Raw genomic sequence first — 23,007 nt, forward strand, 5'->3', positions numbered from 1 at the left:
TTTCTTTTTTATTAGCAGGGCTAATATAAATGTCATTAACTGAAACCATGCCGTCTTATCAGCCGCTACAACCCGAAAACGATCCGACAGGCCGTGGGCAGCACGAACCTGGCGCCAAAGTAGACGCAGGAAAAACCCGGCTCGACCTAGTACTAGGTGCCTTTGCAAACGCATTAATGGGTGTCGGTGAAGTAGGCACATTCGGCGCAAGAAAATACACCGACGATGGATGGCTGAGCGTACCAAACGGTAAGGCACGATACTCTGACGCCCTACTCCGACATTACTTCAAAGAACAACGCGGTGAAATAATCGACTCGGACTCCAGACTCCACCATGACCTACACTTAGCTTGGAACGCCTTAGCCCGTGTTGAGCTTCGCATCAGAGAAGAGCAAGAGGCGATGACTGCACTACAGGCCAGTTTACCTGAGCCCCAACCCGTGCCATCGACATGAGCAAATGGGTCCGACTGAAAAAATATTGCGAACTAACAGGTGAAACCGAATCCAGCGTTCGCCTAAAACGTGAGCAAGGTCACTGGGCCGAAGGCTTCCACTATAAAAAGCTAGCGGCAGATAGTAGGATTTGGATTCACACTGAACGAGTGGATCAATGGGTAGAAAACGAAAGTGGCCTGTCGGAATAACCGAGAGAACGCTAACGGACGGCAAGAAGCGTTTCCAGTTAGCGTTCACCTTTCGCGGAACCCCAATCCGTAAACTGACCGAACTAAACGTCAACGCTGCCAACGCAAAGTACCTCTCCAACTTACGCGCAGTCATCCTCGTTGAGATTGCAGATGGCACCTTCCAGTTCGGAAAGTACTGGCCTGATAGCAAAGAAGCCCAGAAGTATGACCGCGCAAATAGCGAAACCAAACTCATCTCCACACTGCTGACCGAGCAGATCGCACAGTTCCGAAAGCAAAAAAGCATTGAACCCGGAACCATTGATACCTACGAAATCAACGTCAATAACCAATTGATTCCAGCGTTTGGCCATCTACGCCTAGTAGATCTCACAACTCGACACATCGAAGAGTGGGTCCGCCACCACAGCGCGACGGTCAGCTCCGCCAGAACCTACCTCATTCCACTAAAGCATGTCTGTCGTGCTGCACACCGGTACGGTGAGATCCAAAAAAACCCGCTTGCCGACGTTGATTACAAATCTTTGCAGCCGAAAGACGAACGCATCCGCGACGACAGCGACTCAATTGATCCTTTCTCGATGGACGAGGTCGTTCAGATCGTCAACAACGCGATGCCTTGGTCTAAAAACGTCATCAAAGCCAACTTCTTTATGGGCCTACGCCCTTCAGAATTAATCTGCCTGAAGTGGACCGACATAGATTTCGGCGCCAAAACCGTCACGATCCAGAGGGCAGTAGATCATCGCGGCGTTATTAAAAGGACAAAAACCGACTCCACCCGAGTAATAGAACTAATCCCTCCGGCACTAAGCGCCCTGTTAGAACAACAAAAGTACAACCAAGGACGATCCGAATTCGTTCTGATCAGCCGCCGAGGAACCCCGTTCCCCAGCTATAGAAATCTCCATCTACACTGGGGGAAAGTACTAGCGAACTGCAAAGGAATTCGCTATCGATCGCCTTATCAGATGCGACACACATTCGCCTCACAAATGCTCAGCAATAAGGAGGACATATTCTGGGTAGCACATATGTTGGGACACAAAGATATAAAAACTGTCCAACAACATTATTACCGATGGATACCCAAACCCGAGGGTGAGTTCAAAACCAACACGGATTGGGAAAAAGCGCTAAATTCTGCAGAAAAACGCACAGAATTCGCACATGGAAAAACTACCGGGATACAAGTCGATGAAATCATTACAAAGATCCACTAAGCTGTATATCCTCGATACCAACGTTCTGCTGCACGATCCCAACTGTCTAATCGAATTTAAGGAGCAAGATATCGTCATCCCGATGACGGTTCTCGAAGAGCTGGACAGCATCAAAGACCGCAAGAAAAACGTCGCCCAGGAAGCCCGAATCGCGATCCGCGCCATCGATCGTATTCTCAGCCAGGCCGCCTCTCCCGAAGAGATCAGTGGCGGTGTACAGATCACCCTGCCGACCCCGGATCCCGACACCGTACTGGGCAAGCTGTCGATCTTCCCGGATCACGAACTCTCGATGCGCAAAGGCTTCCTGCCGGACCACAACAACAACGACAACCACATCATCAACTCTGCCCTGCACCTGCAGTCGCTCTACCCGGACCGTCAGGTCACTCTGGTCACCAAAGACATCAACATGCGGCTCAAGGCCCTCGGCGCCGGACTCAAGCGGGTCGAGGATTACCGCACCGATCAACTGATCTCCGATCTGGACCTGCTGACCCCCGGCTACCACAAGATCGACGGCAACTTCTGGGACCAGGTCAGCGAAGTCAAAACCGAGCAGGAGCGCGGCCATACGTTCCACCATCTTGCCCGCGACATACTGCCCGATACCTACCTGAACGAATATATCTTCGATGACGAAGGCTTCGCGGCTCGAGTCGAAGAAGTGGGAGAAGAATCGATTACCCTGTTGGACATCAACCAACAGTTCCTGCTCGATCAACAGTGCTGGGGAATCAAACCGTTGGATCTGCCCCAGAGCTTCGCCATGGACGCACTGACCGATCCCAATATCGACCTGTGCATCATCAACGGTGCGGCCGGCTCCGGTAAGACCCTGCTGGCACTGGCGGCCTGTCTAGAGCAAGTGATCGAGCACAAACGCTACAACAAGATCATCGTCACCCGCTCAACCCCGCCGGTTGCCGAAGATATCGGTTTCCTGCCCGGCACCGAGGAGGAGAAGATGACCCCCTGGCTCAGTGCGATCCAGGACAACCTCGAAGCGATGCACGAGGGGGATGAACAGCCCCACAGCTCGATCAAATACACCATCGAGAAGGCCAACATTCAGTTCAAGTCGCTGAACTTTATCCGGGGTCGAAGCATCCAGGAAGCGTTGGTGTTGATCGACGAAGCCCAAAACCTGACCCCCTCGCAGCTGAAAACGATCCTGACCCGTTGCGGCAAGGGCACCAAGATGATCTGCCTGGGCAACCTGGCGCAGATCGACTCCAACTACCTTACACCGCTGACCTCAGGACTAACCTATATCGTCGAACGCTTCAAAGACTACGAAGGCTGCTCGACCATCCATCTGCAAAGCGTGGTGCGTAGCGCCCTGGCCGAATTTGCCGAAAGCAATCTTTAGGCCTGCCACACACCTGCAACAACAGGCGGGACTGCCGTAAGTCCGGATCGAACCGGCCGGCAGTCCTGCCATTAGCTCCCCCGCCCCCATCGATTAGCGGCTCAGCCCGTGGCCGCTTTGTTGTGATAGATCATTGTATGAGCGCCCCCAGACGCTATGATCTGATGAGGGGCCCATGAAATCGCGCGACCGGAACCTCTGGGCCCCAGCCATGGCATCGCGATCGATTCTGAAGGCGCCGAGGCGGCCATTAGCAACATCGAAACCAGCGTCAGCTGATTGAGGGGGTGTCCCTTATGCCCCGCCGACACCTGCAGTCGCAATACCTGCGCAATCTCAAGCGATTGCTGCTGGCGATCGTCGGCATCACCATTGTGGGGTTGGGCATCGCCACCAGCCTGCTGCTTCTCAAAGAACGTCAGACTATCCTGCGCAATTCCGGCGCCAACCTCCAAGCCATCGCCGTAACCCTCAGCAAGGAAGCAGACGCCACGCTGGATCACGGCGCCGCCAGCCTCGAGCGAATCAAGCCGCAGCTAAAGTTTGATGACCGCGGCCAACTGCAGGATCCCGACGCCATTCATCGCCTACTGGAGACTGAGAGCAACTTCTATAATCGCGCCATCGGCTCCGACAAATTCGGCCATATGGAAGTTTTCGATGCGAACGGTTTTGTCGTCGCCAATTCCGACATCCACCCATTCGCCACTACCAACGTCGCCGACAGGAAATACTTCCAACACCACCGGATCAACCCAGATAACCGCCTGTATATCAGCCAACCTCACCTGAGCGAGTACAGCGGTGAACCGATCCTGCACCTGACGAAACGGCTGCAGGATACTGAGCAGCAATTCCTCGGCGTCATCGGCATCCACTTAAAACTCAGCCACTTCGACAGCCTCTATGGGCAACTGGATCTCAATGACGGTAGCCATGTCACCCTGTTGCGCACCGATGGCTGGGGCGTTTTCCGCTACCCGCAAATGGAGGCCTTCTACAAGCGTTCTCTGGCGGGCAACCGCCGTTTCAACAAGATGCTGGCACAAGGCAGCGGATACTTACCGATCAACCCCAGTCCTTATGATGGAGTGCGCCGATTGGTGGCTTATCAGATCAGTGACAGCTATCCGATCCTGAATCTGATCAGCGTTCCTGAGGCCCAGTTATTGCGCCATTGGCGCCGCCAGTCATTAAGAACGCTGAGTTATGCCACGCTTGGCGGCCTGATGCTGCTGGGGTTGACCCTGTTCACCTATCACCAGCTCAACCGGCTGCAGAGTACCCTTCGCGCCTCCAGCAGCGATCCCCTGACCGGGTTGGCCAACCGTCGTGAGCTTGACCGACGGCTGACCGATGAATGGCGCCGGGCTCGGCGCAAACGGCACAGCCTGTCGATGCTGTTTATCGACATCGATCACTTCAAAAGCTACAACGATCATTATGGACATCAAGCCGGTGACGACTGTCTGGTCCGGGTCGCCGAGGCCCTGCAACAGCAGTTCCGTCGTGGTGGCGAGCTGGTGTGCCGGTACGGCGGCGAAGAGTTTGTCGTACTCCTGTCCCAGGACAGTCTCACCGATCGACCAGAGCAGATGGCCGATCAGCTGCGCTTGAGAATCCAACGGCTGGGACTCAAGCATGATTACTCCGATACCGCCGAAGTGGTCACCATCAGCCTCGGCGTTGCCACCCTGATCCCCATGGATAACGAACCCGCCACCCTGATCCGGCTGGCCGATGAGGCCCTCTACCAGGCCAAACGCAATGGCCGCAATCAGGTCGCCCTGGCACCGACAAGCCCCTGATTTTCAACCCCTACACAAAAAAAGAAAAATAAATGACAAATATCGAGTAATTTGCTAGCCAAGTCCGTATAATGTGCGGCCCTAATTTCCCCTTTCCGGTATCCACCATGTCCGACACCCCCCGTTTCGACGAGCTTGAGCTTGGCGAAAATATCCTTCGTGCGCTGACCGAACTCGGCTACGAAACCCCCTCCCCGATCCAGGCCCGCTGCATCCCGATTCTGCTCAATGGCCAGGACGTACTCGGCATGGCTCAGACCGGTACCGGAAAAACCGCCGCTTTCGCATTACCGTTGCTGCAGCGCATCGACCTCAAGGCCAGCCACCCCCAAGTACTGGTGCTGTGCCCGACCCGCGAACTGGCGGTACAGGTCGCCGAAGCCTTCCAGGCCTATGCCCGCTTTATGCGAGGCTTCCACGTGCTGCCGATCTACGGCGGCCAGAGCTACAGCCTGCAGCTACGCCAGCTCAAACGCGGTCCGCAGGTAGTCGTTGGTACCCCGGGACGGGTGATGGACCATCTGGAACGCGGCACCCTGAAACTCGACAAGCTCAATGCACTGGTGCTGGATGAGGCCGACGAGATGCTGCGTATGGGCTTTATCGAAGCGGTCGAAACCATCATGGCGCGCACACCGGAGAGCCGCCAGACTGCGCTGTTCTCAGCCACGATGCCGGAAGAGATCCGTCGAATCACTTCCGACTATATGTGCGACCCACAGCAGGTCAAAATCGCCGCCAAGACCTCCACCGTATCGAACATCGAGCAACGCTGCTGGATGATCCAAGGGGTCAACAAGCTCGATGCCCTGACCCGGATGCTGGAAGCCGAAGACTACGACGGCGTGATCATCTTCGCCCGCACCAAGAATGCCACCGCCGAGCTGGCTGAAAAGCTCGAAGCCCGTGGTTACAGTGCCGCGGCTCTGAATGGTGATATGAACCAAACCCTTCGCGAGCGCACCGTTGACCGACTGAAGAAGGGCAATCTCGACATACTGGTCGCCACCGATGTCGCCGCCCGAGGTTTGGACGTTGACCGCATTAGCCTGGTGGTCAACTACGACATCCCCTACGACACCGAGGCCTATGTGCACCGGATCGGGCGTACCGGCCGCGCCGGACGCCAGGGCAAAGCGATTCTGTTTGTCTCCTACCGTGAGAAACGCCTGCTACGGGCGATTGAGAAAGCTACCTCGCAGCCGATCGAACCGATGGAGCTGCCCAGCCGGGATCTGGTTACCCAGAAGCGGGTGGATAAGTTCCGTGAGCAGCTGGTAGACGTGTTCGCCAGTGAAGACCTGAACTACTACCGCGAACTACTGGGACAACTTTCAGAGCAACTGGTGATGGAGCCCAGCGAGCTGGCCGCCGCGCTGCTGTACCTGGCCCAGAAAGAGAAGCCGCTACAACTGCCACCTGAGGCGCCGGTACGTGAGCGCAAGCCGCGCAAAGAACGCGATGGCGACAGAGGGCATGACAAGCGTGACCGCCCGGAACGCGACGGCAAGAAGCGCAAGTTCGAGAAAGACGAGTCGATCGACTGGGAGCGTTACCGTATCGATGTCGGTCGCGATGACGGCGTCGAGCCCAAGCACATCGTCGGCACCATCGCCAATGAGGCGGACTTGAACAGCCGCTATATTGGCCATGTCAAACTCCACGATGACTACTCCACCGTGGAGCTGCCCGAAGGGATGCCCAAAGAGCTGTTGCAGCACTTCCAGAAGCTGCAGATCTGCGGCAAACCGATGCATCTGCAGCGGATCGGTTACAACGATGACCGCCAAGGCAAGTCCGACAACGACGGTGACTCCCGCGGCCCCCGTAAGCGCCAATTTAACGATGACAAAAAGCGCAAGCCACGGGTCAAGCCGCATCGCAAAGGCCCGGGCGGCCCGAACAAGAAAGCCAAGCGAAGCGACGACAACCGCTGAGTCTCGGCGCAGGGACCAGGACCGGGTCTGGTACCGGGACCGGCGACGTTGTGGCCCACAGCCACAGATAAGCCTGGAACCGGCCCCGCTCTTCAGGCTAGGCTTAAGCGGAATTGATTCTGCCCGCTGAGCAACCGCCATGACCGACTGCCTACATATCACCAACGGTGACAGCGCCACCGCGCTAATGCAGGAAGCGGGCCTCGGTGGCGAGCTACTGCCCTGGCGCGACCTGCTGCACCAGGGCCCGATCCCCCAAGGCCTCGAATTAGAGGCGTTATCCACCTGCCGGGCCGACTATATCGCCGCGCTCGGCTGGGGCGATGCCTCCCAGCTGCAGCAGGACTTCAAGCAACGGGATCAACGGTTGCAAGCCGCCCAAGATTATCAACAGGTGGTGCTCTGGTTCGAGCACGATCTGTACGACCAGCTACAGTTGCTGCAACTGCTGGATTTTTTCCAACACCACCCCCATCCCAACCTCAGCCTGATCTGCACCGACCAGTATCTGGGCCGACAGTCCCCGGACCAGTTGCTGCAACTTCGCCGCTATCGGCAGCCCGTCAGCCGCCGCCAATTAGAGCTGGGTAGCCAAGCCTGGAGCGCTCTACGCCACCCCGATCCCCGGCACTGGCAGGCCCTGCTGCAGGCCGGCAGCTCGGCGCTGCCGTTCCTTAATCAAGCGGTGTTGCGATTGCTGCAGGAGTATCCGAGTTGCCGTAACGGTCTGTCACGCTCCGCCGAACAGGCGCTGCAACTGGCCGCCGAAGGCATCGAACCCGCCGCCGAGCTGTTCCGTCAGAGTCAGCGATTGGAGTCACGGGTCTTTATGGGCGATGCCAGTTTCTGGCAGCTGCTGGCGCAGTTGCTGTCGGCCGGAGCGCTGCAAACTCTCAACGGCGAAGCGCTGCTCAACCCGATCGATAACCCGCCGAAATCGTGCGGAGCACAGCGGCTGCGCATTACCGAAACTGGGCGTCAGCTATTGCGAGGCGAACGGCAATGGGAGCAGCTGTACCCTATCGACCACTGGATCGGTGGCGTCCATCTTCAGGGGTCAAACCTGTGGTGCTGGGATGCTGGGTCGCAATCGCTCAGGAAAGCCGCGAATCAGGCCTAGCAGGCGATGCTTGGCTGGGCGGATCGGGTCTGACCGAGGTCAGTCTGAAGCCCACCGTCCGACTCAGGCCCGCTGAGGCCGAGCCTGGGAGTCGGGCTCCTTCACTTCAGCCGTGGATTCGACCAGGCAACCGAAGTCGGGGTCCTGTTGCTGACGCAGCAGCAATGTTGCCAATCGGTCCGGCATCATCGGCGGGCCGAACAGCTCACCCTGCCCCTGGCGACAGCCTTCAGCGGCCAGATCATGCCACTGACGCTCGGCATCAATGCCCTCGGCCACTACGGTCATCGACAGGCTCTCGGCCATCGACAGCAGGCTGCGGATAAAGCGCAGGTCGGGGTTCAGCTTATTCAGGTCCTGGATAAAAATGGGGTCGATCTTGAGCTTATCGAGCGGCAGACGACGCAGATGACTCAGCGAGGAATAACCGGTGCCAAAATCATCAAGCGCGATTTCGATGCCGTACTGCTTCAACTGCAGGATCTTCTCGACAGCGCTGTCTTTGGATCTCAATACGGTCTCTTCACGAATCTCCAGCATCAGGTTGTAGGCCGGCATGGAGCTACGTTTGAGGAGCTGTTCCAGCACCGGTAGCAGGTCTTGGCGCCATAGCATCGACGCGGACAGATTGACCGCGATCTGGATCGGTTTGATACCTTGCTGTAACCAATCGGTGTACTGGGCACCGACTCGCTCCAGTACCCATTCGCCCAACGGGCCGGCCATCCCCGACTCTTCCGCCACCTGCTCGATCTCAGCCGCGTTGATCAGGCCGTAATCGGAATTCTGCCAACATAGAACCGCCTCCACCGCCTGAATCCGGCAGCCACTCAGATCCACAATTGGCTGGTAGTGTAATTGCAGCTGATCGTCTTCTAGCGCCGCTTCCAACCCCTTGGAAAGCTCCCGAATACGACGCATCGCCTGGGTCATCGAAGGCTCGAACAAGCGGTAACTGGCGCCGTAATCCTGCTTGGCTCGGTACATCGCCATATCGGCATTGACGATCACATCCTGCAAACTCTGACCATCATCCGGGAAGATACTGACACCGATACTGGCCGACGGCCTAACCCGAAAACTACCCAGCCGTACCTCTTGGGTAATGCTCTCGCAGAGTCGATGCGCCAGCTGTGAACAACTCTGCGGACTGACCTGTTGCCGCAGCAGTACGGCAAACTCATCACCGCCCAGCCGAGCCACCAGTTCCTGTTCGCGTACACAACCACGCAACCGCCGCGCAATCACCCGCAGCAGCTCGTCACCGCTGTCATGGCCGTAGGTATCGTTAATCTCTTTAAAGTTATTCAGGTCGATGATCAAGACGCCGATCCGATCAAAACCATTGCTCTGATCCCTTTCGGCCTTGGCGACTTTATCGGTGAAATGCTTGCGGTTGGGCAACCGGGTCAAAGGGTCATGGAGAGCCAGTCGGTGGTTGCGGGCACTTTCTCGGATCAGCAGCAACACCAGCAGTGAGCCGGACAGCACCAGTCCCAGTACCGACAGAGCCAGCATTCGTCGCTCTTCAAAGGATTGCACTAGCCGTTCTCGAACCCGATCGCTACTGAAGCTGCTGACATTCAGGTCGCGGATACGATGGCGGTAGGGTGCCAATTGCGCAATCAACGCCCGCGCACCCTGACGATCATCCATCGCCAGATTCATGACCGTCGGCTCAATCCGTCGCACCAGCACCATCAGCTCATCCAGCAACGCACGGGACTGACGATCGGAGCGAACGGTGGCGGTCTCCTCACCGGTCAGCAGGGTTTCGATCCGGCTCCACAGCAGATCGTAGCGCAGGATCAAACGATCCAGATTGCCCTGACCTGCAGCCACTTCCAGCAGGGCGTAGTCAAACTTGGTGAACTCGCCTTCCAGCTCGGACGCTGCCCAGGCCCCGACCTTGACCGACGTCGAGATGGCTCGAGAGGTCTCTGAATTGACCTTGTAGCTGATATAGGAGCTGACGCCGAAGACCAGCACCAGCAGAATCATTCCGACCAGCCGTAAAGGCGCGGGTAGCGTCATCGTAGCGACTCCGACGACCAATGCCCGGCGCTGAGTTGCCCAGAAATTGGCGCTATTCGACAACCCTGCCCAGTGAAATGGCAGTACCGACCCATAACGTCCTGTCCTTGTTATTGTTGCGAACGAGTATAACCAAGTGACCAGGCTGTTAGTATAGTCCTGAGCTAGCGTACGCTTCGGTACCAGGCGGCCGGCTCAATCAGCTCCCCCTGATCATCCAGCGGCGGGTACGCCAGTCCGTGTCGGTGGCAGTAGTCGGCCAGCTGGGGCTGGCACCAGCGAAACAGGGTGTCACGATAGGTTTGCTCATCGATCCGGCGCTGTTCGTAGAGTCCGGCCAGTTGGCGTTGACGCTGCACTTCAGACAGGATGATGCCGGCGGCCACCGAGACATTCAGCGAACCGACCATTCCCACCATCGGCACCAGGATATGCTGATCCGCCAGCTCACTGGCGGCATCGCTGACCCCCTGCATCTCAGCCCCCATCAGGATGGCGCAAGGTCCGGTATAGTCGAACTCTCGAAAGTCCCGGGCCCGGTCGCTGAAATGGGCCGCATAGATCTTCATCCCCTGTGCTTTGGCGGCATCGATAGCTCCGTGGTATGTATCGTGCGTTACCACCTCGACCCATTGACCCGAGCCCCGTGCAGTACCGCGATAATCCCGATAGCCCTCCTTGGGGGCCACCGCATGGATCCGCTCCATCCCGACCGCATCGGCAGTTCGGATCAGCGCGGAAAGGTTTTGGGGCTTATTGACCTGATCAGCGATCAGAGTCAGATCGGGCTGACGGTGGTTCAGTACCCGTTGAAATTTGGCCAGACGTTCGGGGGTCATGGAACAACTAAACTCCGGATATTTCAGATCTGGTAAGTGTTAGGGAGCCGACACATGAGTCCTGGCCCCCTGGAGATGGCTCGCTATTCTCGCAACTTTGCAGTTCCATTTCAGCTGTTTCCGGAGCTCGCACCCAGGCCCGACGGCCGCCGACAACCGATGCGCCAGCATTAGCTCCACTCAGACAAGCCGCGTCAAAGATCGGCAACTTCTCGACGTTGCTCCTCACTGGTGCAGCTGCAACATAACCCTGATAACATGGGCGCTTCAATTTTTGCCCGCCAGTTTCGGGCTTCGCAGCAATCGAGACCATGTACGAAGATATCATCGTCTATCAGGGCCGCCCCGGTGCCTATTCACACCTTTCCTGCCGTAAAGTTTTTCCCGATATGGATGCCCAGGCTTGCGAGTCTTTTGTTGAGGCGATGGAGCGAGTCGAGCAGGGACTCGCCAAGCTGGCGATGATTCCGTTGGAAAACTCCACCGCCGGCCGGGTCGAAGAGATCTACCGGCAGATGCCGAAAACCAAGTTGCATATCATCGGTGAGCACTTTGAGCCGGTGAACCATTGCCTGCTGGGACTCAAAGGAAGCAAGCTGGCCAATATCCGTAAGGCCGGATCCCATCCACAAGCGCTGGCCCAGTGTCAGGACCACCTGAAATCACTCGATATCGAGCCGGTGGCGATGTTCGATACCGCCGGTGCTGCGCTGGCGTTGAGCCAGCAGCAGGACGCCAGCCAGGCCGCAATCGCCTCATCACTGGCCGCCGAACTTTACGGCCTGGATGTACTCAAAGCCAACATGCAGGATGTGGACGGCAACACGACCCGCTTCCTGATCCTGTCCAAAACCCGCAAGATGCCCGACTTTGTTCCAGGTAAGCGCTACATCACCTCGATGATGTTCAAGACCCGCAACATACCGGCTGCGCTGTATAAATGCCTGGGTGGTTTTTCCACCAACAACGTCAACCTGGTCAAGCTGGAAAGCTACATGGCCGGTGGCACCCTGAAAGATTGCAGCTTTCATCTTGATGTCGCGGCCCATCCGGATCAGCACTCGATGCAGCTGGCTTTGCAGGAGTTGGACTTTTTCGCCCTTGATATCCGCAATCTCGGTACCTACGAGGCTCACACGTTCCGTACCGACCATGAGTTGATCGAATAATGCTGGAAAAATTTACCGGCGAATCCCGGATGTGGATTCTACTGATGGTGGCAACCGCGCTGCTGGCGACCCTGCTGGTAGTGACTCAGGACCTGCGCCAGGCGGAAGCCGGCAACCAACTGTTTTCACCACTGCCCTGCTCCAAAGGCCAGCTGAAGACCGGCTGTATCGCCCAACAAGGGGTCGATAAAGAGATCCGCTTTATCATCGACTCCGACGAGGTCAACAGCAATGCCCCCCTCGACTACCGCGTGCAGTTGAAAGGTTTCGAGGCCGACAAGGTTGAGATCGATCTGCAGGGCAAAGATATGTACATGGGTGAACTGCGGATGAAACTTGAACGCGGAGAGGATGGATTCTACCGCGGACGGGGTCAGCTGCCGGCCTGCACCACGGAGGAGATGACCTGGCGGGCAACCGTCTGGATCGCTCAGTCGGGTGAAGAACCCACCGGTAGCTGGTTTGATTTTGACGCCAAGTGAGGGAAAAACATGGCTAAGAAACTGAGTTCTATCGAACGTCTGGCACTGATTCTTTGTGGCATTCTGCTGGCGCTGAGTGTCGGTCTGTATCTGTATGGCCAGGCCTTGGGGCCGACACCGGAAAAGCAAAGTGGACTGGGAGGCGACTTTACCCTGCAGGGAGTGAACGGGCCGGTATCGCTGTCGGACTTCAACGGTAAAGGGGTAGTGCTGATGTTTGGCTACACCTATTGTCCCGATGTCTGTCCCACCGGATTGGCCAACCTGGGAGCGGCAATGAACCGCCTCAGTGAAGAACAACAGCAGCAGGTCCAGCCGATCTTCGTCAGTGTCGACCCGGACCGTGACACCGCCGAGCGACTGGATGACTACACCCGTTATTTCTACCCCAACGCTATCGGTATCACCGGCAGCAAGAGCGAGATCGACAAGGTCGTCAACGCCTACGGCGCTTTCTATCGCATGGTCGAGATGCCTGACTCCGCAATGGCCTACAGCGTCGACCACTCCGCCCGTATCTACCTGATCGACCGAGACGGTAATCTGAACCGCCTGATCGATCACAACGCCCCGGTGGCCGACCTGAGTTCCGCCATCAAAGCTCTGCTGTAACCGACAAGTTGCATCGACCGGCAGCGCCTCGCAAGTTGCTGCCGGTCATCTCTTCCCCGCCTATTGCCTCCTTGCACCGTTGCTGTGTTGTTACCCCTCCCGCATTACTGCGATTTTAGCCAGCCTCCTTACGGAACCCGGCGTCGGGTGGATAAGAAGCTATTCTTTCTGCAGAGGCAGTTATCACCTATAGGATCGATCATTAGGCTGGGCAGGCGTACGGTTTCGCCGATGAGCAACGAGTCGTACCAGACCGCTTGATGACCGGTCGGCATCCGAGGGGGAGGCACTGAGCATGGAAAGCAACGCTCAGCAGGCTGAGACCGATGATCAGATCGAGCAACTGCGGGGACTGTTACTCGCAGATATCCACACCATGATCAATTTCGCCCTCGAGTCCGGCATTCCGATTCCCAAAGAGCTGCGTTCGGAGATCAGCCAACTATTGGAACCGGGGGTTAATAACAAGCGGGAACAGCAACCATGAGCGGCCACGGTGAGCTGAATCGTGCGCTGAAGGTTCACAGCGAACTCTGCCGGTTGATCCGGCCTGTAACGCCCGAATCGATACGAGCCAGCCGGGTCAAAGATAATCTGACGCTTCAGGGACTGATTCTGGCCGGCTTGATCAGCTTCGTCCTCTTTGTCCTGCCACTGGCCACCCCGAACCTACCGCAGTTTGTCCAGATTCTGGGGGCCGCGGGTCTGGGCAGCACCTTCCATGCGCTCTACACCGCCAACAAGTACCTACACCGCTCCACCTTCAACCCCAAGTACAACCAGAAATACATTATCAACTTCGCCCTGGGGTTGTTTGCCGGCAGCATTCTGGGCATGTTCGGCACCGACCTGCTAGCCAAGCAACAAACCAGCTTTTTCCTTACCCCCAGCCTGCTGGCGCTGGTGGGTGGTTTTTCCGCCGAAGCGGTAGCGCAGATTCTGCAGCGGATTGCAGACACCCTGGTGACCATGGTCAAAGGCTCGTCAAGGGACAAGAATCAGGTCAAAACCGATAAGGCGATTACTCGGGCCAACGGCCATTTGGCCAGCAAGCTGCACCAGGCGCTTGAGGGCGATGAGCAACAGGTTCGGCAGAATGTGGAAAAGCTGCTGAAAGAGTTGTTGAATCAACGCTAACCCCAAGCTGGTTTCAACTCGGACAGCTCTCAAGCTGTGGAACCCGTTTCCCGATAGATCGCCGGCTTGATATCAAGCAGCACGGTACCATCCAGACAGTCCAGCCCGATAACCGTAATGCAGCCCTCGTCGATCCTGTCGATCGGTACGACCGCGGCCCCGATGGGGTTAGGTCGAATCGGCGTCCGGAGCGAAAACACCCCGTGTGGATCACTGTCCGATTCCGACCTCTGCCACCTCACCTGTTGGGCCTTAGCGTGCCCCACTTCTGGCCGAGCAGCTCCCAACCAATAGAGAATCAAAATCAGCTGTCCCGGCTTAAGTCCCCGCAGCTCGTCCCAGTACGGCGGATTTAACTGTAGCTGGCACTGCGGTCCGTCCGGTTGGATATTTCTGGGGCACTGATCGAGCCTAAGGAACGGGGTACGGATCTGGCCGATTGCGATAAGTTGTGCTGGCATGCTGTGCTCCTCGCTTCAAACCGATGATCGGCCAGGCCGTGAGGCGACAACGGCGTAAAGAAAGATTGTCACCAGGATAATTCCACCACCCAGCAGACTGGCCGACGGGGGGATCTCGCCAAAAACCCCGAACGCCCACAGAGGCGCAAAGACCGCCTCAATCATCAAAATCATGCCGACCTCCGCTGCCGTGATATAACGCGTGGCAACCTGCGAAAGCACCCGCCCGAAGGGTGCGGTGAACAGTCCCATCAGCGCCATAATGAGCCAGGTTTCAAGGCTGAACGACGACGGCGAGGCCAGCATGAACATCACCAGCGCCAGCAACAACCCGCCGACACCCACACTGGCCATGCGACTGACATGCTGGTATTTGCGCAGCAGGGTCTGATTCAGTGCCACACAGGTAACCGCGAATACGGCCAGCAGATCGCCGAACCAATTCCCGGTTTCATAGGAGCCGGAGACGACAATGCCAATCCCGATCATCACAAAGCCGATCGCTATCCAGGTCGCTCGTTGAGTGACCTCTCCCAGAAACAAGCGGCTGAAAACCGCCGCCAGTGCGGGTGCGGCACTGAGAATGACGAAGGTATTGGCGATCGAGGTGTTCTTAATGCTCAGCACCAGCGCCGACGCGCTACCCAGCATCAAGATTCCCGAATAGATCACCGGTACTCCGCTCTCTTTCAGAGTCGCCAACAACCCTCGCTCATCGCGAAACTGGATGAAAAACGGCATCGAGATCGCCGTAAAGAGTCCAAATAAAAAGGCCGTGTCGAAACCACTGACACCGGAAAACCGGATAAAGATTGGATCGAAGCTCATCAACAAGGCGCCGATAAGAGCGATCAGAATACCCGCCAGTCGCGGATTCAATGAGCTTTTCAAGCTAGTGGTTTGAGTCTGCATAGTATCCTCCTTACAAATCATACCAGTCAGTATGATTTATTAGAGTTGCAAGACTGTCAACAAATTCATACCATTCAGTATGATTTTTTGAGATGGCCGATAGTGAGTAAAGTTGAGCAGAATAAGCAGCGGAAACGAGAGGCGATCCTGACAGCAGCCCAGAACGTGTTCCTATCTGAAGGCTATGTGCTGGCTGGCATGGATCGGATCGCGGCCCAGGCTCAGGTCACCAAGCAGACGGTGTACCGCTACTACCCTTCCAAGATCGAGCTCTTCAAAGCGACCCTACTGAAAATGGGTCAGGAGAATGGGTTCGACTTTGCCGATCAACTGCAGCAATCGGACAGCCGACAAGCCCTTTACGACTTTGCCAAAGGGTTTATCAAAGCTCACCTATCGGAGCAGCACCTGGCGACCTTTCGGTTGCTGGTCGCCGAGAGTGCTAAAGCTCCGGAACTGACCCGCAGCTTCTGTGATATCGGTCCTGACCACACCGCCGATAAACTCAGTGAGTTCTTCCGTCAACGCTTCGAACTCAAAGATCCTGAAGCCAGCGTACAACTCTGGACTGCGATGCTGCTGGCCCAACGTGCCGGGGTGCTGATCGGCATGGATAAGCCCAGCGAAGCGCAGATTGAGCAACATGCTAAACGGGCAACCGATATGTTGCTGGCATCGATCGGCTGAAATTCGAGTAACTCAAAGCCTGCCGGCAAGTTTCAACCTTGGTTAAATTCGGTCCGGCTCTTCGACGGTCCGGCATTCGAACCGGCCAGCCCGACCACGCCGGTTCGGTGTAGACAAACGCGCAACTTTTCAGCCCTCTGCTAACCTACTAATGATTCAGTTATTTTTGATCACAGTCGCGATGTATTAGGTAAATTGTGTTGGCTAAGAAGTACGCATAATTTCATAACGCCTTTAGAGGAGTGTGAAACATGCAGATCGCTGAAGCCGTTAAAGGGGTGCAGGAACTCGATACCGACGAACTCGAAGATTTCGGTGCCCGACTTTCCAAAGAGATTCCCGGCAAAACCCAAGCGCTGATCACCCGCTCGCTGGTTGAGAACATGAATTCGATGGAGAAGGCTCAGGTGGTCAAGGAAACCGCCGCGGATCTCTCCGATGAAGATAAAACCCAGATCGCCCAATCCCTTGGCTTGGGCTCTCCCACGGAAAGAACCCTCGATAAACTCTGGAAAATCGCCGTCTGGGCTTTCGCCATCGTCATGGTCGGTTCGTTCCTGTTCATCGCCGCCGGTGCCTTTATCGAGAAGCCCGATACCCCCATCGCATCGGGCGATATTCTGCTAAGTATCTTTACCGCCTCTGTGGGATTCTTTGCCGGCCTGTTTTCACCCAACCCTTCGCAAAACGGATAGGTACACCGCCACCAGCAGCGTTCATCTAGGGTTACCTAAACGGAGAGGATGATGAAAACAGTCAGGTTAGTGATGCTCTGTTTGATCACGCTGATCATCGGCGCCTGTTCCGGCAGCGGTAGTCAGATCGCATCCTTTGAGGACCTGACCACCGAGGCCAGTAAAGAGGGCTTCACCAAACTGCCCCAGTATCGGGTGATATCGATCCCGGGGCTGCTGCCGTTTTTGCAGGTCGGCGGAGTCCATTTTTATAAGCCCCAGCGCAAACCCTCCTCGGCGATCGGATTGAGTTTCGGTGAAAAAAGCTACACGGTCCAAACCACCATCGAGCCAACCAGGCTGACTGCCGATGGCTCTGAAAATGGCTGCGATGCCGGTTGCCTGGTCGAGATTCGAAATAAGATTCTAGCCGTCAAAGAAACCGCCGCACGGTTGATCGAAGAACGGGTCAACCTTACTCGGCTGGCCACCGACCCAGGCTCCTCCGGCGCAGTCCCCTCCTCGCGCAGCAGTTATCAACAGCTGCGCCAGAAATTAGATCAGAAGCATCGCGACGCAGTGGCCGCCATCCAACACCGCGGCGTGATGGTGTTTCGCTGGAATACCAATACACGACAGCAGGGATCTCTGGGGCTGGGTGGCCTGTTCGGCGCTTCCGGCTCCAGCGATGAGACCCAGAGCGGCTTCGGTCTGTTAAGCGGTTTGCGAACCACCACCGTCTATCTGGGTAACGATATTCTCGCTACCTGGGGCGGGCTAAACGGAGATTCGAAATTTACCAATCGCCTCGAGCTGACCAGCTACACCCTGCAGGCCCGGCACATCCTCTATATGTCCGAGAACGATCTAAGTCGTTCACTGGGCGCCAAGCTGGAAGCCTCCTACGACCAGCTGACCAACCTGGATGAGACCCTCAAGACACTGGACAAGATCGAGATCAATGCGGCGCTGGCCAAGGTCTCCAATCTGGCCAATATCGGCGTCATCGGCGGTGCCAAGAGCGAGAAAATACCGATCGACTGGCAGAAGCTGGCCAACGGGGATGACCTGACTGGCCAGCACGACTGGCAGACCATCTATGCGGTGAAATCGGATCTGTCCGAAATACTCAAGATGATGAGACAGCTGAAACAGCCCGCGGTGAATCCCTAGCTAGGCTAACGGGATCAAGGTTTGGTGAGCGGCATGTACGAAGAGAAGATCAATCCATCGACCATTCGGCTAGAAGAGGAAGAGGAAGCCGACGACGACTATCCGTCTAGAATAGGCTTCAACGCTGAATTGTCACCTCCGGAACGGCCCTCGCGCGCCCACTCCGGCAAAGAGCTCGACATGTCCGATGCGATCCATCAACTGATGCAGGAACGGCGCCTGATCGTCGACAACGACCAGCTCAGCACCCGTGACAAATTGAAACTACTGGAAACCAACCGCAAAGCACTGGTGATCGCCCGTGGCGGAACCGTGCGAAAGACCGAAAACGTGGTCTACGGCATTCTGATGTTCGGCGGCGTGGTGGTGATCATCCTGGCACTATTGACCACCTTTGCCGGGTTACCCGCCGAGGTAACCCTATCCTTCCTGGGCACCGTACTGGGCGGCACCATCGCGACCATTGCGCAGAAACTGGGGAAGCTCTGACCGACGATCTCTACGACCAGAGCTACAACCCTTAGTAATCAACGCTCAACAAAAGCTCGCTCGATCACATAGTGTCCCTGATCGCCATGGCGGGCCTCCTCGAATCCCATCTGATCCAGAATGGAGCAGCAGTCTTTCAGCATCGATGGACTACCGCACAGCATGAATCGATCCTGCGCCGTATCCAGGTCTGGCATTCCCAACCGTTTGGTCAGGATGCCGTATTTGATCAGGTCCGTCAGACGCCCCTGATTCTTGAACGGCTCCCGGGTCACGGTCGGGTAGTAAACCAGCTTGTCGCGAATCAGCTCCCCCAGATATTCATGTTCCGGCAACTGGTGAATCATCTCGCTATAGGCCAGTTCCGACCGGTAACGCACACCATGGCAGAGGATCACCTTGTCGTACTTCTCGTAGATCTCCGGGTCCTTGATCAGACTCAGAAACGGCGCTAACCCGGTGCCGGTACTGATCAGGTAGAGATGACGGCCCGGTAGGAGATGATCATCGATCAGGGTGCCGGTGGGCTTACGGCTGATCAGGATTTCATCGCCGACCTGAATCTGCTGCAGCTTCGAGGTCAGCGGGCCGTCCTGGACCTTGATACTGAAAAACTCCAGCTCGTCTTCGTGGTTGGCACTGGCAATACTGTAGGCACGCATCAACGGCCGTCCCTGATGCTCCAGACCGATCATGGTGAAGTGACCGTTCTTGAATCGAAATCCCGGATCCCGGCTGGTTTTGAAGCTGAACAGGGTGTCGTTCCAGTGATGTACGCTTAGCACCCGCTCCTGACCGATCGCTGCCATCTAGCTCTACCTCGTTCTATCTGCCATCAACATATAACTAAAACCTATAAAAAGAAGTTTTAGTTAAAACTTGCAGACACTTTAGTCCCGAACTAACTTATCTGCCAAACGACTATTTCAAATATGCTTAATCGATTTTTTAAATATGAGATACAGCCTTCGTCAACTGCAGGTCTTCCTCGAGACGGCCCGACAGCAGAACATCAGCCGCGCGGCAGCGTCGTTGTCGATGTCGCAAAGTGCCGCCAGCAGCGCCTTGAAAGAACTCGAGAGCCAGTTCGACATCCAGTTGTTCGACCGGATCGGAAAGCGACTGCAGCTCAATGAACTGGGGCGCTTGATGTTGCCCCGAGCTCAGGCCTTGCTGGAACAGGCTTTAGCACTGGAGGCAGACCTAGATCGCCATGCCGAGAGCGGCCCGCTCAAAGTCGGTGCCACCCTGACCATCGGTAATTACCTGATGGTGCCGCTGATCGCCCGCTACATGGCCCACTGCGCCAGCGCCCGTATCAATCTGGAGATGGCCAATACCGCCGAGATCGCCGAGCAGGTACTCAATTTCGATCTGGATATCGGTCTGATAGAAGGTGAGTTGCAGCACCCGGACCTGTTGATTACCCCCTGGCGCGACGACGAGCTGGTACTGTTCTGCGCCCCGGACCACCCATTGGCCGCCAAGGGGCGGCTTTCGGATCCGGATCTGACCGCAGTCGAGTGGATCTTAAGGGAGCCGGGCTCCGGTACCCGCCAAGTGTTCGAACGGGCCATGCACGGCCTGCTGCCCCACCTGAACATCACCCTGCAGTTGCAACACACCGAAACCATCAAACGGGCGGTAGCCTCAGGGCTAGGCATCGGCTGCCTGTCCCGGATAGCGCTGATTGATGCCTTCCACCACCGGACGCTGGTTCCTCTGGATGCACCGGGACGGGACTTCAGCCGTCGACTCTATTTTGTCCAGCATCGGCATAAATATCTCAGTGCAGGGATCCGACGTTGGATCGATATCTGTCGGGAACCATAAGCAGCAGACAAACCCCGCCATAGGTTTTATGATTTAACCATCGAACTGGAAAGCGGATCATATGAATATCAACGACCCCTTCGGGCGCATGGGCAAACAACGTCAACGAGAGTACGAGTCCCTGCGCGAACAGCTACACCAGGTGGGACTGAGCAACCGCGTCGACGCCCAAGAGCTGATCAGCAATCTGGAGAAACGCCAACGCTTCGGCCTGGTCGTGATCATTCCGATAGCTGCCCTGCTGGCATTACTGTTCCCGGATTTCCGGATCGTCACGGTGAGCTTCGGAGCCCTGGCCTGTCTGTGGCTGGTCAACACCACAAGGCGCGGCAAGATGTACATCGAGCGCTTTATCAAAGAGGAACTGGCTGATCACGGTGATTCGGAAAGCTTCTAGCACAGGTTCTCGTTTTCTCGACCCTTAAATCTCAGCAACTTTCGATTCCAAAGCGAAGCCAACAACCTGGCTGTGTTTTTTAACTATCCAGCCATTAAATCATTAGTTTCTAACTGCCAAAAACTCGCCCTTGCCCCTAAGATAGCTCTCTTTCAGAAACACCGTTTGAGAGCTACCGCAATGACTTTTATCTCCCCATCCCACCTGCTGCTGATCTGTGTTGCCGCCATCTGGGGCTTCGCCTTTGTCGCTCAAAGTGCCGGGATGGATTACCTGGGACCGCACAGTTTCAATGCTGCCCGCTTCCTGCTCGGTGCCCTGTCGCTGGTACCTCTGTGGTTTCTGATGGGGAAAAAACGCCTACCCCAGGGCAGGACGCTGATCCTTGGCGGTCTGGCTGCCGGTACCATCATGTTCGGTGGGTTCAGCTTCCAGCAGATCGGCCTGCTCTACACCACCGCCGGTAACGCCGGTTTCATCACCGGTATGTATATCGTCATGGTGCCGATCGCCGGCATTTTGCTGGGTCAAAGTACCAATCTACAGACCTGGAGCGGTGTGATCCTAGCGGTGCTGGGGCTCTACAGTCTATCGATCGGCCCCGACTTCGAGATGGCCTACGGCGACCTGCTGGAGCTGATCGGCGCCTGTTTCTGGACCGCCCACGTGATCGTCATCGGCTGGCTATCGCGCAAAGTCGACGCTATCGGCCTGTCGATCTGCCAGTTCTTGGTCGCCGCCGTCTGGGCCACGATCGCCGCCCTGCTCTACGAAACACCGACACTGATCGATTTCCAGGGAGCCTGGTTGCCGCTGCTCTACGCCGGGGTAGCCTCCAGCGGTATCGCCTGCACCCTGCAGATCATCGGCCAGCGTAAGGTCGAACCGAGCGTTACCGCCCTGATCCTCTCGACCGAAGCGATCTTCGCCGTAATCGGAGGCTGGCTACTGCTGGGCGAAACCCTGGGCAGCAAAGAGCTGCTCGGTTGCAGCCTGATGCTGGCGGGTATGCTGGTGAGCCAATGGCCCAGTCGTAAGCGCCCGGAAATGGCGGCCCAGGGGTAAGCGGCCAGAAATGGTGGCCCAGAGATAAGAAAACCTCAGCGATCGGTAGACGGCAAAACACACCGAGCTGTCGATCGCGCCCTAGCTACCTGAAATTGTTGGAAGACTAGTAATTGGAAGGCTAGTCGTAAAAGGTCTGCGGCACCGCGCGATCCACCGGTGTGGACAGGATCATCATGGTATTGGTGTCGCTGAAGTCCAGAAACGACTCCAGGATATTGTCGAGCTGCTTCATCGACTGCACCGCCAGCTTGACCAGAAACGCCTGTTCCCCGGTCACGTTGTGACACTCGATTACTGATTTACAGGCCAGCATATGGGCCTTGAACTCGCGCTCCTTGGTCCGGAACACCTTGCACTGCACCAGCGCCACGATGGGATAGCCCAGCTGATCCAGATCGACCTTCAGGCTGTAGCCGCTGATGACGCCGGCACTTTCCAGCTTTCGAATCCGTTCGGCCACGGCTGGTGCCGACAGGTGCACCAGCTTACCCAGCTCGGCATAGGAGATCCGAGCATTCTGCTGTAAGGCAGCGATAATCTTACGGTTTATGTTATCGATCATGGGCCTGCGACTGTCGATTCAACGGAGCACCACTATCGCTGCTTCCAGCTGCCCGGGCAAGCGGCAATTCAACTACCTCAACCTATCTGTCTATCAGACTGTCCAATCAAACCCTGTCTTATCCCCGCTACATACCCCACTGCCTTCTAGTAAGCAGCTCATCGCCATTCCCGTGCGGTGACTTTTTTAATGACCAAAGCCACAGGGATCTTCACTTTAGTCTAATAATCTGTACCATATGCGATCCTTAATCCATAGCATTTATAAAACTTATGGCACAACTTCTGCTACAGATATTCCTGCTAGCCGTTCAATCGCTACATTTAGGCGATTTTTGACCCATAAGAATACCGTTAAGGGGTGACT

General features: G+C 56.4%; 25 protein-coding genes. 19 read left to right on the top strand and 6 right to left on the bottom strand.

Annotated elements, in window-relative coordinates:
* Nucleotides 1-47: 47 nt before the first annotated feature.
* From DV711_RS19780 to DV711_RS06420, 7 genes are all read left to right on the top strand, one after another.
* The gene (locus DV711_RS19780) at nucleotides 48-458 is read left to right on the top strand and encodes a dATP/dGTP diphosphohydrolase domain-containing protein (protein WP_424398985.1); all 411 of its coding nucleotides are present in this window, start codon (nucleotides 48-50) and stop codon (nucleotides 456-458) included.
* On the top strand, nucleotides 455-649 hold the full coding sequence (gene xisR / locus DV711_RS19785; protein WP_114694777.1) for an excisionase family protein: 195 nt from the start codon (nucleotides 455-457) through the stop codon (nucleotides 647-649). Before DV711_RS19780 ends, xisR begins: the two co-directional genes overlap by 4 nt.
* Entirely contained in the window at nucleotides 616-1,875 is a 1,260-nt protein-coding gene (locus tag DV711_RS06400; RefSeq protein ID WP_114694778.1) for a tyrosine-type recombinase/integrase, read from the top strand. Before xisR ends, DV711_RS06400 begins: the two co-directional genes overlap by 34 nt.
* Nucleotides 1,850-3,247, top strand: coding sequence for a PhoH family protein (locus DV711_RS06405; RefSeq protein ID WP_114694779.1), 1,398 nt, complete (start codon nucleotides 1,850-1,852; stop codon nucleotides 3,245-3,247). The genes DV711_RS06400 and DV711_RS06405 overlap by 26 nt, the downstream gene beginning before the upstream one ends.
* A 296-nt stretch (nucleotides 3,248-3,543) precedes the next feature.
* Nucleotides 3,544-5,055, top strand: coding sequence for a sensor domain-containing diguanylate cyclase (locus tag DV711_RS06410; protein ID WP_114694780.1), 1,512 nt, complete (start codon nucleotides 3,544-3,546; stop codon nucleotides 5,053-5,055).
* A gap of 107 nt (nucleotides 5,056-5,162) precedes the next feature.
* Nucleotides 5,163-6,992: a DEAD/DEAH box helicase gene (locus DV711_RS06415; protein WP_114694781.1), complete on the top strand. Its 1,830-nt coding sequence runs from the start codon at nucleotides 5,163-5,165 to the stop codon at nucleotides 6,990-6,992.
* A 139-nt stretch (nucleotides 6,993-7,131) separates the two neighbouring features.
* Nucleotides 7,132-8,112 (top strand): DUF1835 domain-containing protein, encoded by a 981-nt coding sequence (locus tag DV711_RS06420; RefSeq protein WP_114694782.1) that lies wholly within the window; start codon nucleotides 7,132-7,134, stop codon nucleotides 8,110-8,112.
* A 63-nt stretch (nucleotides 8,113-8,175) separates the two neighbouring features.
* Here the strand turns inward: DV711_RS06420 and DV711_RS06425 are convergent, their stop codons facing one another.
* On the bottom strand, nucleotides 8,176-10,146 hold the full coding sequence (locus DV711_RS06425) for a putative bifunctional diguanylate cyclase/phosphodiesterase (RefSeq protein ID WP_114694783.1): 1,971 nt from the start codon (nucleotides 10,144-10,146) through the stop codon (nucleotides 8,176-8,178).
* 164 nt (nucleotides 10,147-10,310) lie between these two features.
* Nucleotides 10,311-10,985 (bottom strand): tRNA (guanosine(18)-2'-O)-methyltransferase TrmH, encoded by a 675-nt coding sequence (trmH, locus tag DV711_RS06430; protein WP_114694784.1) that lies wholly within the window; start codon nucleotides 10,983-10,985, stop codon nucleotides 10,311-10,313.
* A 311-nt stretch (nucleotides 10,986-11,296) separates the two neighbouring features.
* On the opposite strand from trmH, the gene DV711_RS06435 reads away from it, so the two are divergent.
* The 5 genes from DV711_RS06435 (at nucleotide 11,297) to DV711_RS06455 (ending at nucleotide 14,385) form a co-directional block, all read left to right on the top strand.
* A complete protein-coding gene (locus DV711_RS06435) occupies nucleotides 11,297-12,154 on the top strand; it encodes a prephenate dehydratase (protein WP_114694785.1) in 858 nt (285 codons plus the stop codon).
* On the top strand, nucleotides 12,154-12,636 hold the full coding sequence (locus tag DV711_RS06440; RefSeq protein WP_114694786.1) for a hypothetical protein: 483 nt from the start codon (nucleotides 12,154-12,156) through the stop codon (nucleotides 12,634-12,636). The genes DV711_RS06435 and DV711_RS06440 overlap by 1 nt, the downstream gene beginning before the upstream one ends.
* Nucleotides 12,637-12,645: 9 nt before the next feature.
* Complete coding sequence (locus DV711_RS06445) at nucleotides 12,646-13,248, top strand: SCO family protein (RefSeq protein ID WP_114694787.1); 603 nt, start codon at nucleotides 12,646-12,648, stop codon at nucleotides 13,246-13,248.
* 295 nt (nucleotides 13,249-13,543) lie between these two features.
* Nucleotides 13,544-13,735 carry a hypothetical protein gene (locus tag DV711_RS06450; RefSeq protein WP_114694788.1) on the top strand — a complete coding sequence of 64 codons (192 nt, stop codon included), beginning with the start codon at nucleotides 13,544-13,546 and terminating at the stop codon, nucleotides 13,733-13,735.
* The gene (locus DV711_RS06455; protein WP_114694789.1) at nucleotides 13,732-14,385 is read left to right on the top strand and encodes a hypothetical protein; all 654 of its coding nucleotides are present in this window, start codon (nucleotides 13,732-13,734) and stop codon (nucleotides 14,383-14,385) included. Before DV711_RS06450 ends, DV711_RS06455 begins: the two co-directional genes overlap by 4 nt.
* A 29-nt stretch (nucleotides 14,386-14,414) precedes the next feature.
* Here DV711_RS06455 and DV711_RS06460 read toward each other — a convergent pair whose 3' ends face one another.
* Both DV711_RS06460 and DV711_RS06465 read right to left on the bottom strand, forming a co-directional pair.
* Entirely contained in the window at nucleotides 14,415-14,846 is a 432-nt protein-coding gene (locus DV711_RS06460) for an SAM-dependent methyltransferase (protein ID WP_114694790.1), read from the bottom strand.
* 15 nt (nucleotides 14,847-14,861) lie between these two features.
* Nucleotides 14,862-15,758, bottom strand: coding sequence for a DMT family transporter (locus DV711_RS06465; protein ID WP_114694791.1), 897 nt, complete (start codon nucleotides 15,756-15,758; stop codon nucleotides 14,862-14,864).
* Nucleotides 15,759-15,860: 102 nt separating this feature from the next.
* On the opposite strand from DV711_RS06465, the gene DV711_RS06470 reads away from it, so the two are divergent.
* From DV711_RS06470 to DV711_RS06485, 4 genes are all read left to right on the top strand, one after another.
* Nucleotides 15,861-16,445, top strand: a complete 585-nt coding sequence (locus DV711_RS06470; protein WP_114694792.1) for a TetR/AcrR family transcriptional regulator — start codon at nucleotides 15,861-15,863, stop codon at nucleotides 16,443-16,445.
* A gap of 251 nt (nucleotides 16,446-16,696) precedes the next feature.
* Complete coding sequence (locus DV711_RS06475; RefSeq protein ID WP_114694793.1) at nucleotides 16,697-17,140, top strand: hypothetical protein; 444 nt, start codon at nucleotides 16,697-16,699, stop codon at nucleotides 17,138-17,140.
* A 51-nt stretch (nucleotides 17,141-17,191) separates the two neighbouring features.
* Nucleotides 17,192-18,292 (top strand): hypothetical protein, encoded by a 1,101-nt coding sequence (locus DV711_RS06480; RefSeq protein ID WP_133297411.1) that lies wholly within the window; start codon nucleotides 17,192-17,194, stop codon nucleotides 18,290-18,292.
* A gap of 33 nt (nucleotides 18,293-18,325) precedes the next feature.
* Entirely contained in the window at nucleotides 18,326-18,781 is a 456-nt protein-coding gene (locus tag DV711_RS06485) for a hypothetical protein (protein WP_114694795.1), read from the top strand.
* A gap of 38 nt (nucleotides 18,782-18,819) precedes the next feature.
* On the opposite strand, the gene DV711_RS06490 is transcribed toward DV711_RS06485, so the two are convergent.
* Nucleotides 18,820-19,590 carry a ferredoxin--NADP reductase gene (locus DV711_RS06490; protein WP_114694796.1) on the bottom strand — a complete coding sequence of 257 codons (771 nt, stop codon included), beginning with the start codon at nucleotides 19,588-19,590 and terminating at the stop codon, nucleotides 18,820-18,822.
* A gap of 145 nt (nucleotides 19,591-19,735) precedes the next feature.
* Between DV711_RS06490 and DV711_RS06495 the strand changes: the two genes are divergently transcribed.
* The 3 genes from DV711_RS06495 (at nucleotide 19,736) to DV711_RS06505 (ending at nucleotide 22,076) form a co-directional block, all read left to right on the top strand.
* A complete protein-coding gene (locus DV711_RS06495; RefSeq protein WP_114694797.1) occupies nucleotides 19,736-20,614 on the top strand; it encodes a LysR family transcriptional regulator in 879 nt (292 codons plus the stop codon).
* Nucleotides 20,615-20,675: 61 nt separating this feature from the next.
* Nucleotides 20,676-21,011, top strand: a complete 336-nt coding sequence (locus tag DV711_RS06500; RefSeq protein WP_114694798.1) for a hypothetical protein — start codon at nucleotides 20,676-20,678, stop codon at nucleotides 21,009-21,011.
* Between the two features lie 180 nt (nucleotides 21,012-21,191).
* Nucleotides 21,192-22,076, top strand: coding sequence for a DMT family transporter (locus DV711_RS06505; protein WP_114694799.1), 885 nt, complete (start codon nucleotides 21,192-21,194; stop codon nucleotides 22,074-22,076).
* A 121-nt stretch (nucleotides 22,077-22,197) separates the two neighbouring features.
* On the opposite strand, the gene DV711_RS06510 is transcribed toward DV711_RS06505, so the two are convergent.
* Nucleotides 22,198-22,641 carry an Lrp/AsnC family transcriptional regulator gene (locus DV711_RS06510; protein WP_243633745.1) on the bottom strand — a complete coding sequence of 148 codons (444 nt, stop codon included), beginning with the start codon at nucleotides 22,639-22,641 and terminating at the stop codon, nucleotides 22,198-22,200.
* Nucleotides 22,642-23,007 lie beyond the last annotated feature (366 nt).

It is taken from the genome of Motiliproteus coralliicola, assembly GCF_003345655.1.
Classification (GTDB): Bacteria; Pseudomonadota; Gammaproteobacteria; order Pseudomonadales; family Balneatricaceae; genus Motiliproteus; species Motiliproteus coralliicola.

Coding starts and splice junctions, on each gene's coding strand:
- DV711_RS19780 (WP_424398985.1), top strand. CDS start 48: ATGCCGTCTTATCAGCCGCTACAACCCGAAAACGATCCGACAGGCCGT.
- xisR (WP_114694777.1), top strand. CDS start 455: ATGAGCAAATGGGTCCGACTGAAAAAATATTGCGAACTAACAGGTGAA.
- DV711_RS06400 (WP_114694778.1), top strand. CDS start 616: ATGGGTAGAAAACGAAAGTGGCCTGTCGGAATAACCGAGAGAACGCTA.
- DV711_RS06405 (WP_114694779.1), top strand. CDS start 1,850: ATGAAATCATTACAAAGATCCACTAAGCTGTATATCCTCGATACCAAC.
- DV711_RS06410 (WP_114694780.1), top strand. CDS start 3,544: ATGCCCCGCCGACACCTGCAGTCGCAATACCTGCGCAATCTCAAGCGA.
- DV711_RS06415 (WP_114694781.1), top strand. CDS start 5,163: ATGTCCGACACCCCCCGTTTCGACGAGCTTGAGCTTGGCGAAAATATC.
- DV711_RS06420 (WP_114694782.1), top strand. CDS start 7,132: ATGACCGACTGCCTACATATCACCAACGGTGACAGCGCCACCGCGCTA.
- DV711_RS06425 (WP_114694783.1), bottom strand. CDS start 10,146: ATGACGCTACCCGCGCCTTTACGGCTGGTCGGAATGATTCTGCTGGTG.
- trmH (WP_114694784.1), bottom strand. CDS start 10,985: ATGACCCCCGAACGTCTGGCCAAATTTCAACGGGTACTGAACCACCGT.
- DV711_RS06435 (WP_114694785.1), top strand. CDS start 11,297: ATGTACGAAGATATCATCGTCTATCAGGGCCGCCCCGGTGCCTATTCA.
- DV711_RS06440 (WP_114694786.1), top strand. CDS start 12,154: ATGCTGGAAAAATTTACCGGCGAATCCCGGATGTGGATTCTACTGATG.
- DV711_RS06445 (WP_114694787.1), top strand. CDS start 12,646: ATGGCTAAGAAACTGAGTTCTATCGAACGTCTGGCACTGATTCTTTGT.
- DV711_RS06450 (WP_114694788.1), top strand. CDS start 13,544: ATGGAAAGCAACGCTCAGCAGGCTGAGACCGATGATCAGATCGAGCAA.
- DV711_RS06455 (WP_114694789.1), top strand. CDS start 13,732: ATGAGCGGCCACGGTGAGCTGAATCGTGCGCTGAAGGTTCACAGCGAA.
- DV711_RS06460 (WP_114694790.1), bottom strand. CDS start 14,846: ATGCCAGCACAACTTATCGCAATCGGCCAGATCCGTACCCCGTTCCTT.
- DV711_RS06465 (WP_114694791.1), bottom strand. CDS start 15,758: ATGCAGACTCAAACCACTAGCTTGAAAAGCTCATTGAATCCGCGACTG.
- DV711_RS06475 (WP_114694793.1), top strand. CDS start 16,697: ATGCAGATCGCTGAAGCCGTTAAAGGGGTGCAGGAACTCGATACCGAC.
- DV711_RS06480 (WP_133297411.1), top strand. CDS start 17,192: ATGAAAACAGTCAGGTTAGTGATGCTCTGTTTGATCACGCTGATCATC.
- DV711_RS06485 (WP_114694795.1), top strand. CDS start 18,326: ATGTACGAAGAGAAGATCAATCCATCGACCATTCGGCTAGAAGAGGAA.
- DV711_RS06490 (WP_114694796.1), bottom strand. CDS start 19,590: ATGGCAGCGATCGGTCAGGAGCGGGTGCTAAGCGTACATCACTGGAAC.
- DV711_RS06495 (WP_114694797.1), top strand. CDS start 19,736: ATGAGATACAGCCTTCGTCAACTGCAGGTCTTCCTCGAGACGGCCCGA.
- DV711_RS06500 (WP_114694798.1), top strand. CDS start 20,676: ATGAATATCAACGACCCCTTCGGGCGCATGGGCAAACAACGTCAACGA.
- DV711_RS06505 (WP_114694799.1), top strand. CDS start 21,192: ATGACTTTTATCTCCCCATCCCACCTGCTGCTGATCTGTGTTGCCGCC.
- DV711_RS06510 (WP_243633745.1), bottom strand. CDS start 22,641: ATGATCGATAACATAAACCGTAAGATTATCGCTGCCTTACAGCAGAAT.